The sequence below is a fragment of the Eubacterium ramulus genome, from assembly GCF_003122485.1.
Classification (GTDB): domain Bacteria; phylum Bacillota; class Clostridia; order Lachnospirales; family Lachnospiraceae; genus Eubacterium_I; species Eubacterium_I ramulus_A.
In genome coordinates this window covers 25,252-36,090 of the sequence record NZ_JRFU01000067.1, presented here as the reverse complement: position 1 = coordinate 36,090, position 10,839 = coordinate 25,252, and the positions used below count along the sequence as shown (strand labels likewise).

Annotated in this window: 7 protein-coding genes; 6 read left to right on the top strand and 1 reads right to left on the bottom strand. The window is 43.6% G+C overall.

All coding sequences use genetic code 11. From position 1 onward, the window contains the following. The 4 genes from LG34_RS06450 to LG34_RS06435 all read left to right on the top strand — a co-directional run. Positions 1-879 (top strand): ABC transporter substrate-binding protein (locus LG34_RS06450; protein WP_146190197.1); only part of this gene is annotated, 879 nt, incomplete at its 5' end. Positions 880-1,101: 222 nt separating this feature from the next. Beyond that, complete coding sequence (locus LG34_RS06445; protein ID WP_109215360.1) at positions 1,102-2,580, top strand: polysaccharide deacetylase family protein; 1,479 nt, start codon at positions 1,102-1,104, stop codon at positions 2,578-2,580. A gap of 58 nt (positions 2,581-2,638) precedes the next feature. Further along, positions 2,639-4,444, top strand: coding sequence for an ABC transporter ATP-binding protein (locus LG34_RS06440; protein ID WP_109215359.1), 1,806 nt, complete (start codon positions 2,639-2,641; stop codon positions 4,442-4,444). A 304-nt stretch (positions 4,445-4,748) separates the two neighbouring features. After that, the gene (locus LG34_RS06435; RefSeq protein WP_109215363.1) at positions 4,749-6,476 is read left to right on the top strand and encodes an ABC transporter ATP-binding protein; all 1,728 of its coding nucleotides are present in this window, start codon (positions 4,749-4,751) and stop codon (positions 6,474-6,476) included. A gap of 82 nt (positions 6,477-6,558) precedes the next feature. On the opposite strand, the gene LG34_RS06430 is transcribed toward LG34_RS06435, so the two are convergent. After that, complete coding sequence (locus LG34_RS06430) at positions 6,559-7,635, bottom strand: ABC transporter substrate-binding protein (RefSeq protein ID WP_333491055.1); 1,077 nt, start codon at positions 7,633-7,635, stop codon at positions 6,559-6,561. A 168-nt stretch (positions 7,636-7,803) separates the two neighbouring features. Here LG34_RS06430 and hydF point away from each other — a divergent pair, with 168 nt between their 5' ends. Together hydF and LG34_RS06420 are read left to right on the top strand one after the other, a co-directional pair. After that, positions 7,804-9,165: a [FeFe] hydrogenase H-cluster maturation GTPase HydF gene (gene hydF, locus LG34_RS06425; protein ID WP_109215358.1), complete on the top strand. Its 1,362-nt coding sequence runs from the start codon at positions 7,804-7,806 to the stop codon at positions 9,163-9,165. A 255-nt stretch (positions 9,166-9,420) separates the two neighbouring features. Further along, positions 9,421-10,839, top strand: coding sequence for an efflux RND transporter periplasmic adaptor subunit (locus LG34_RS06420; protein WP_109215357.1), 1,419 nt, complete (start codon positions 9,421-9,423; stop codon positions 10,837-10,839).

Sequence of the window (10,839 nt, the reverse complement as noted above, 5' to 3'; positions counted from 1 at the left end):
CCCTGTCTGGTAGAGGCATATGCGGTTACTTATTGCAATCAGAATCTGATGAAAGAGATTGGGCTTTCCATGCCGCAGACCTGGGATGAACTGCTGGAAATGGTGGAGAAGGTCAATGCTTATAATGAGGAACACGGAACTTCTTATGCAGCATTGGAACTTGGTGACAAAGATCTGTGGCTGGCAGAACTTTTGTACACGGTGATGGTCAACTGTGAGAATCCATACGCACAGGCTCGGCTTGCTGATGGAACGATAGATTTTTCAGATCCTGTGTTTGCAGATGCGGCGCAGAAGCTGATGCAGCTTGTGGATATGGGCGCTTTCCCGGAGAAGTTTCTGGAGACCGGAGAGGTGGAAGCGGTTCAGAATTTTGCCGAAGGACAGGCAGTGCTTTTCCCGCATCAGTCTACGATTGTATTCCATTTGATGGATGAAATGGGCAGTGATGCGATTTCTGTGGAGCAATTTCCGGGATATACACAGCGCAGTGATGACGATGGAAAATATATGGTAGATATTAATCATACGCTGACACCGGGACTTTCCATCAGTTCTGATTCGGAATATCAGGATGAGGCGGCAGAGCTTTGTCTGGAGTTCGCAAAGCGGGTAAATGAGCGGAATGTGGAGCAGTATGATTATCTGGATATGATTCAGCAGAGTGGTCTGACCGTACCGGAGGACAGTCCGCTGGCAGTGAAACAGTTCCATCAGATGATCGATGAATCCAGTGTGTATACACCATTATGGTATGCGGTCATGGATAAAGAAGATGGCGATAACTGGCGAAATCTGATTAAGAAGCTGTTTGGAAAAGCAATCACAGTGGATGAGTTTGTTCAGAGTGCGCCGCAGTATATGAATTTTACAAATTAGAAGCATGGGCAGAGTGTATATAAATGTAAAATTTACGTAAAAGAGGAAAGAAGGGGAGAATGGTCCCTGATCTGGCAAAAATATGCGTGAAATACAGAAATTGACAGCAAATCTTAACACAAACTTAAAGGATTTTTTTGAGGAAGTGTGCTATGATAGGTTGCGGGTATGAGAGCCCGGTTAATGCATATAGATAAAATGAGAGATTGAAGGACGTTGAAGATGAAGAAACTAAGGGAAATTTGGAATACAATATTTGATAACGAAAAGGATCGCAGACTGATGACTGCCGGTGTGATCGCACTGGTGGGAATCTGCCTGTTTATTCTGGCGATCAGTCCGGTGGTCGGAGGCAGTCCGATCATTACGCTGACCGGCGGAGATGAGATAGATGCGGAATGTGGTACTACATTTCAGGATCCGGGCGTGAAAGCGACGGTAAAAGATGAGGATATCAGCAATCTGATCGAGACAAGTGGCAGCGTCAATACGTCAAAGCTTGGTCAGTATGAGATTGAATACAAGGTAAAATACAAAAAGAGAAAAGTAACGAAAAGACGTGTTGTAAATGTGGTTGACCATACCGGTCCGGTCATTACCTTAAATGGAGATGCGAAAGTAGTGGTTCCAACATCCATTGACGAATACCAGGAGCCGGGAGCGACTGCTGTGGATGCCTGTGATGGAGACGTTTCTTCTGATATTAAAACCAAGATGGAGCAGGTCAACGATTATACATGGAAAGTGACCTATACGGTAAAAGACAGTCATGACAATGAATCTACTGCAGAGCGGGAGGTGTGTCTACAGGATACACAGGCACCGCAGATCACATTGAACGGGGATTCCGATATCACGATCAAGGAGCAGGAAAAATTTGAAGATCCTGGTGTGACCGCTGTGGATGACCGTGATGGTGATCTGACTGCGAATGTAACAAAAGACGGATATGTGGATATTTATCGTTCTGGAACATATACGATTACTTATACAGTGACCGATTCCAGTGGAAACACCGCACAGGCAACCAGAAATGTGACGGTGGAAAAGGTAGAGGTAAACACGGGAGATGCGATTTATTTGACTTTTGATGACGGACCAAGTTCTGATGTCACAGTCCGTATTCTGGATACGCTGAAAGCAAATGGAATCAAAGCAACATTCTTTATCTGTGATTATGATGAAGATAAGCTGCCGATCATTAAACGAATGATCGATGAAGGACATACGATCGGAATCCATGGATATTCCCATGATTATTCTCAGATTTATACATCTGTGGATGCATTTATGGAAAATATCAATAAGTTGAAAAATAAATTGAAAGAGGATACGGGATATGATGCATTTGTCATTCGTTTCCCGGGTGGAAGTTCAAATACTGTCAGCGAGAAATATTGCCAGGGCGTTATGACACAGCTGGCACAGCGTGTGACAGATGACGGACTGATGTATATGGACTGGAATGTTTCTTCCGGCGATGCAGAGGGCAATAACCGTCCGGTCAACCTGATTATAGGAAATGTAACAGGCGGATTTAAGCATGGACGGAATAATGTCGTACTTATGCATGATACTTCAGCAAAACAGACATCCGCAGATGCATTGCAGAGCATTATCACATATGGAAAAAATAATGGATATTCTTTCTATCCGATTTCAAAAGATACAATACCGGTACATCATGGAATCAATAACTGATGTTTTTTCAAAGAGTGAATGAGAAATCAGAATTGCCGGAGGGGAAATCAAAAAAGTAATGAAAAAATTATTGCGTTATTTAAAAGATTATAGAAAAGAGTCTGTGTTAGGACCGTTGTTTAAACTGCTGGAGGCAACACTGGAATTGTTTGTGCCTCTGGTAGTTGCGGCGATCATTGATACAGGTATCGGCAATCAGGATCGGAGCTACGTCGTAAAGATGTGCTTCGTTCTTGTTTTGCTTGGAATTATCGGACTGGCGTTTTCTATCACTGCCCAGTATTTTGCGGCAAAGGCGGCGGTTGGTTTTGTGACAAAGATACGTCACGTCCTGTTTGCGCATATTCAGAAGCTTTCTTATGCGGAGCTGGATACACAGGGAACATCGACACTGATCACCAGAATGACCAGTGATATGAATCAGGTGCAGAACGGAGTCAATCTGACGCTGCGCCTGTTGCTGCGTTCTCCGTTTGTAGTCATCGGTGCGATGATCATGGCATTTACCATTGATGTGAAGGCGGCATTGGTGTTTGCGGTGGGAATCCCGGCGCTGGCAGTGGTTGTATTTGGCATTATGCTTGCATGCATCCCACTTTACCGAAAGGTACAGAACCGCCTGGATAAAGTACTTGGACTGACCAGAGAAAATCTGATGGGTGTCCGTGTCCTTCGTGCATTCTGCAAGGAAAAGGAAGAAGAATCCGAATTTCAGAAACAGAATCAGGTGCTGACGGATACACAGAAGTTTGTAGGAAGAATTTCCGCATTGTTAAATCCGCTTACCTATGTCATTATCAATGTGGCAATTATCGCACTGATCTGGGTTGGCGCGATCCGTGTAGATATGGGTATCATTACACAGGGTGCAGTGGTTGCACTGTATAACTATATGTCTCAGATTCTGACAGAGCTGATCAAGCTGGCAAACCTGATCATTAATATTACAAAATCTGTGGCATGTGGAAACAGAATCCAGTCTGTGTTGGAGGTAGAACCTTCTATTACAGATGGCAATGCAGATGGTAAGACATCCGGAGCGATGGAAGAAAGAAAAGAATCTGCCAAGTTGGATGAAATGCAGGAAAAAAATTCTGATAATCAGAATGGTGCAGGAAATGCGTCAGAATACAGTGTTGTGTTTGAACATGCGGGAATCCGTTATCCGCAGGCAGCAGAAGAAGCAATCAGCGGCATTGATCTGAAGGTGAAAAAGGGACAGACTATCGGAATCATCGGAGGAACCGGTTCCGGTAAATCTTCTATGGTCAATCTGATTCCACGTTTTTATGATTGCAGTTCCGGTGCGGTTTACGTGGATGGAAAAGATGTCAAAGAATATGGTCTGGAGGATCTGCGTGAGCGGATTGGTGTTGTTCCACAGAAATCCGTATTGTTTGCAGGCACGATCCGTTCTAATATGCAGTGGGGCAAGCCGGACGCAACGGAAGAAGAAATATTTGAGGCCTTAGAGATCGCGCAGGCGAAAGAAGTTGTTTTAAAGAAAGAAGATGGTTTAGACACAGAAGTAGAGCAGGGAGGAAAGAATTTCTCCGGAGGTCAGAGACAGCGTCTGACTATTGCCCGTGCGCTGGTGAAAAAACCGGAAATCCTGATTTTGGACGACAGTTCTTCGGCACTTGATTTTGCGACAGATGCGGCACTTCGTATGGCGATTGGAGCGATGGAGGACAAGCCAACGTTATTTATTGTTTCACAGAGAACTTCGGCGATCCAGTATGCAGATCAGATTGTGGTATTGGATGATGGCAATGTGGTCGGACTTGGAACGCATGAGGAACTGATGGATTCCTGTGAAGTATATCGGGAGATTTATGAGTCTCAGTACAAAAAAAGTAAATAAGGTTTCGAGTGTAGAACTTATACAGATTGAACGCAGAATAAGCATTCCCCAGCTTCAAGTGCGTGGAGCACTAAGCGGTGGGGAAGGGGGGATGCTTATGTCAGTGGGAGTTAAAAGCTCCCACTGACAGGTCGCAAAGCGACTGCGTTCATGAGCAAGCAGCGAAAGCGGATTGCGAATGTCCGCTTTACTGGCTGTAAGGATGTTACAGAAAGCCACCTATTTACTTATAGACAGGAAGTAGCGTGAATTGCGAACAATAATAAAAAAGGAGGAATTACTTGTGAGTAAATCCGGATCACAGATGAAAACATTAAAAAAAGTGCTTCAATATATCGGAACTTACCGTTTCTGGATGCTGGCTTCTATCGTACTGGCAGCAGTGACTGTGGCACTGACCTTATATATTCCGATTCTGGTAGGACGTGCCATTGATTTTATCGTAGACTGGAAAAATGTCGATTTTGAAAATATTTTAAAGCTTTTAATTGAAATTGGAATTCTGGCAGCGGTGACTGCCGTTTTGCAGTGGTTGATGAATACGATCAATAACAAAGTAACGTATCAGGTAGTGCGTGATGTGCGAAATCAGGCATTTACACGGATTCAGAAACTGCCGTTAAAATATCTGGATGCACATTCTTATGGTGAGATCGTCAGCCGTGTTATTGCGGATGTAGATCAGTTTGCCGATGGACTTCTGATGGGATTTACCCAGTTGTTTACCGGTGTTGTTACGATTATCGGAACATTGATCTTTATGCTGACGATCCATCCGGGAATTACACTGGTGGTTGTCGGACTGACACCGATTTCCCTGTTTGTGGCAAGATTTATTGCAAAACGGACGTATGATATGTTCCGTCTGCAGTCGGAGACCAGAGCAGAACAGACGGCTCTGATCGATGAGATGGTAGGAAATCAGAAGATCGTACAGGCATTTTCCCATGAGGATGAAGCACTGGAGCAGTTTGACGAAATTAACGACCGGTTACAGAGCTGTTCTCTGCGTGCAACATTTTTCTCTTCTCTGACAAATCCGTGTACCAGATTCGTAAACAGTCTGGTGTATGCCGGCGTTGCATTGACGGGAGCTTTGAGTGTTATTTCAGGAGGCATGTCTGTCGGTGGACTTTCCTGCTTTTTAAGTTATGCAAACCAGTATACGAAGCCGTTTAATGAGATTTCAGGTGTTATTACTGAATTACAGAATGCGCTTGCCTGTGCGGCACGTATTTTTGAACTAATTGAAGAAGATGTGGAGATTCCGGATGATGCTGATGCAGTTATAGTGGATCAGGTGGAAGGAAAAGTAACACTGAAGGATGTTGATTTTTCTTATCTGCCGGAGCAGAAACTCATTGAGCATCTGAATCTGGATGTAAAACCGGGACAGACTATCGCAATCGTTGGTCCGACCGGATGTGGAAAAACGACGCTGATCAATCTGTTGATGCGGTTTTATGACGTCAATGCCGGAGCTGTCTGCGTGGAAGATCAGGATATCCGTCATGTGACCAGAGACAGTCTGAGACTGAATTATGGTATGGTATTGCAGGATACCTGGTTAAAAGCCGGTACAATTCGTGAAAATATCTGCATGGGAAAACCGGATGCGACAGAGGAAGAAATGATCGCAGCGGCAAAAGCCTGCCATGCGCATGGATTTATCAAACGTCTGTCCGACGGATACGATACCGTGATCGGAGAAGATGGCGGAAGTCTGTCTCAGGGACAGAAGCAGTTGATCTCCATTGCGCGTGTTATGCTCTGCCAGCCGCCGATGCTGATTCTGGATGAGGCGACATCTTCCATTGATACCAGAACGGAGATCAAAATTCAGGATGCATTTGCAAAATTGATGAAAGGGCGCACCAGTTTTATTGTGGCACATCGACTTTCTACGATTCAGAATGCGGATCGGATTCTGGTTATGAAAGATGGTACGATCATTGAGCAGGGAAATCATGAGGAATTGCTGGCACAGAAAGGGTTCTATTATAATTTGTATAATAGTCAATTTGCACATTAAAATTTAAGTTACGGTATAAAATTTAGGCGAGAAAAAAATCGTGAGATTTTTTATGTGATTGGGGGGAGTGTCCCCCCACTTCTTACTGTAATGCTTTTTCTGCGTATTCTGTGGTAACAACATCTTTGTAATCCGGGCGTTTTTCCAACTGTCCGGCGCTTTCCAGAATATCCAGTAACAGTTCGAAACTATCTTCGGAAAATACAAGGTCGGTTTTCCATGTATCCTGCTCCTGATATCGACGGATAATTGTGGTAATGGTGTCGGTATCTGTCTCAGAGAACTGTGGCTGAATGACGGAAGCAATTTCTTCCGGTGTATGCGTATTGACATATTCCATGCCTTTCTGTAATGCATCTGTAAATGCCTGGATCACATCTGGGTGTTTCTCCATATAACTTGTTTTTGCACTGAATGCGGTGTACGGTACGTAGCCGGAATCCACACCAAGGGATGCCACTACATAACCGGCATTTTCCTGTTCAAGTAAGGTTGCACCCGGTTCAAATTCTACCGTGTATTCACCCTGACCGCCGGTAAAAGCTGCTCCGGTAGAACCAAAATCAATGCTCTGGTCAATGTTTACTTCAGATGGGTCAATGCTATTCTGTTTTAGGATATATTCAAATACCATTTCCGGCATGCCACCGGCTCTGCCACCAAGCACATCTTTTCCAATCAGATCTGCCCATTCAAAATCGGTGATTTCTTCCCTGGCTACCAGAAAATTACCAGCTCTTTGTGTCAGCTGTGCAAAGTTTACTACTGGATCTTTGCTGCCTTCATTTGCTGTATAGACGGTAGTTTCCGGTCCCATAAAACCAATGTCTGCTTCACCGGAAAGCACAGCTGTCATAACTTTGTCGGCACCAAAGCCAGTCACCAGATCAAGATCAATACCCGCATCGTTAAAGTAACCTTGCTCTATTGCTACATACATTGGTGCATAAAAAATGGAATGTGCTACTTCGTTCAAGGTCACTTTCTGTGATGCAGGTGCTTCATCTTTTTTATCAGATGTATCAGTGTTTTCGGTATTTACAGAACTGGTGTCGGTTTCATCCGGAGTGGTGTTCTGACCGCAGCCTGCCAGCAGCATTGTTGCAGCCATAGCGGTGCAGGTGAATACGGCAATTCCTTTTTTAACAATTTTTTTCAAAATAACCTCCAAAATGTCGTTACATTCTTTTTTTTAGTGTATGTGTGAGAGGTGGTTTGGTTCCTCAGCACAAATCTACTTCATTTTTGTTGTAAGAAGAAAATGCAGGTGTTACAATAAACACATTCGCAACAAGTTTTTTTGCAGGAAGTGGAGGAGAGTATAAAAATGGGATTAAATAGTACACCAAGTGCCAATCGTGTACATATTGGCTTTTTTGGACGAAGAAATGCAGGCAAATCCAGTGTGGTAAACGCGGTAACGGGGCAGGAACTGGCAGTAGTATCAGATACAAAAGGAACGACTACCGATCCGGTTTATAAATCAATGGAGCTTCTGCCAATCGGACCTGTAATGATCATTGATACACCTGGCTTTGATGATGAAGGGGCATTGGGGGCGTTGCGTGTCAGAAAGACAAAACAAGTATTGAATAAAACAGATATTGCGGTGCTTGTGATAGATGCCACAGAGGGGAAAAAGCAGTGCGATGAAGAACTGATCCATATTTTTAAGGAAAAAGAGATTCCATATATTATTGTAAATAACAAAGCAGATTTACTGTCAGATAGTTTGGTAAAAAAATCAGAAGTCTGTCCAAAGAGAATAGAAGCAGATGAAACGAAAGAAAATGTATCTGATCAGGAAACATTAAAAACGGAAAAAGAAAACGCATCTGGGACATCGGATCAGACAGAGAAAAATGTATCTGATTCTGGGAAAGCAGAGAAAAATGCAGTTATTGTATCCGGGCAGAAATTGTATGTCAGTGCCCTCACCGGCTACGGCATCTATGAATTAAAAGAATGTATTGGAAAACTGACACCAAATGAAGACATGACTCTGAAAATCGTCGGAGATCTGCTGAATCCGGGAGATTTTGCAGTCCTTGTTGTTCCAATTGATTCCGCAGCACCGAAAGGACGTCTGATTCTGCCACAGCAGCAGACAATCCGTGATGTTCTGGAAGCAAATGCAGTAGCAATCGTGGTGAAAGAGACAGAATTAAAACAGACATTAGAGCAGCTTGGCAAACAACCGGCAATGGTAATCACGGACAGTCAGGCATTTGAGCAGGTATCCGCAGAAGTGCCACAGGAGATTCCGCTGACTTCTTTTTCTATATTAATGGCACGTTATAAAGGATATCTTGATACAGCGGTGAAAGGCGTGGGAGCTATTGAAAATCTGAAAGATGGAGATAAAATCCTGATTTCTGAAGGATGTACGCATCATCGCCAGTGTGACGACATCGGAACCGTGAAGATTCCGCGCTGGTTAAAGCAGCACACCGGAAAAGAGCTCATCATTGAGACAAGTTCCGGAACGGAATTCCCGGAGGATCTGACACCGTATGCGCTGGTGATCCATTGTGGTGGATGTATGCTCAACGAGCGTGAAGTGAAATACCGCATGAAGTGTGCGGTGGATCAGAATGTACCGTTTACGAATTATGGAATTGCGATCGCACAGATGAAAGGAATCTTGAAACGAAGCATAGAACTTTTCCCATATCTGACAGAAAAATAGGTATCGTATTAGTAACATGTTAGTAACAGATTTTTCAAGAAATGGCTTAGATACAGGGATTGCAAAAAGTTAAAAATTAAGGGTATCTTAATAGTATTAAAAAATACGGCATGATAAAATGGTTACAGAAAGGAAATCTGTAGCCATTTTTTTGTCTGCTTGAGTGAGTTTTCGTTTCCATTGCACGGTGCAGTCGGCAGTGGAAAGGATAATTATGAGACGATACGGATTTGCTGAATATAGGAGGAGCGCGATATGAGCAAAAAGAAAAAAATCATTTTGGCAGTTGTCATCGTTGCAGCTGTCGCAGCAGTAGCCGTTGGTTTTTTCCTGAAAGACCGGCTTGGAAACAGTAAGAGTGGTGGAGATGCAGCTTATGTTGAGTCGGTACAGTCCATGACAGGTGCAGTCAACGCCGGAAGCCAGAATCGGTATATGGGTGTGGTGGAATCACAGGATACCTGGAATATCACACTGAGTTCGGATCAGACCGTAAAACAGATTTTTGTAGCAGTCGGAGATGAAGTGCAGGAAGGAACCCCATTATTTGAGTACAAGACTGATGATCTGAGCCTGCAGATTGCACAGGCAAAACTGGAACTTGAAAGTATCGGAAATCAGATCACCGATTACAACAATCAGATCAAGACACTTACCGCAGAGAAAAATGCAGCATCCAAGGATGAACAGTTTAATTATACGGTACAGATCCAGAGCCTGCAGACATCCATCAAGCAGTCTGAATATGAGCAGCAGAGTAAAAAGTTAGAGATTCAGAAAATGGAAGATACCATGTCACAGTCTACCGTAACCAGCAAGATCAACGGTGTGGTAAAATCCATCAATGAAAATGGCGCTTCTGACCAGTATGGCAATACACAGCCGTTTATGTCAATTTTGACAACTGGTGATTATCGTGTAAAAGGTACCGTGAATGAGACAAATGTTCACAATCTGTCCGAAGGTCAAGCAGTGATTCTTCGTTCCAGAGTAGATGATACAAAAACATGGAGTGGAACGATTGAAAAAATTGATACAGAAAATAAGGAGTCAGATAACAATAATGGGGTCATGTCTTCTACTGGATCGAATTCTGATAATCAGTCTACCAAATATCCGTTTTATGTAAAACTGGATTCTGCAGATGGACTGATGTTAGGTCAGCATCTGTATGTGGAGCTGGATGAGGGACAGACAGAGACAAAGGATGGTATCTGGATTTACAGCGGCTATATTGTACAGGATGAAGATACCCCGTATGTATGGGCAGATAATGGAAAAGGCAAACTGGAGAAACGTACGGTAGAACTTGGTGAATATGACGAAGGTATGGATATGTATGAGATCAAATCCGGTTTGGCACTGGATGATATGATTGCATGGCCGGTATCCGGATTCCGTGAGGGATTAAAGACAACTACAAATGTAGATGAAGGAATGGTGGAAGAATACCCGGATGATGGAGACCTTTCCAGTGATACGGATGAAGGTTATCAGCAGGATTTGTCCGATGAAACCCCGGAAGACAGTAGTATGACAGATTCCTATAATATGGATGAAAATATTGACACAGGTATGGTAGATGAAAATGATATGAAACCGGTGGTAGACGGGACGGAAGATGGAGATTCAGGTGCTGACACAGGAAGTACAGACACTCCGGCAGCAGAATAG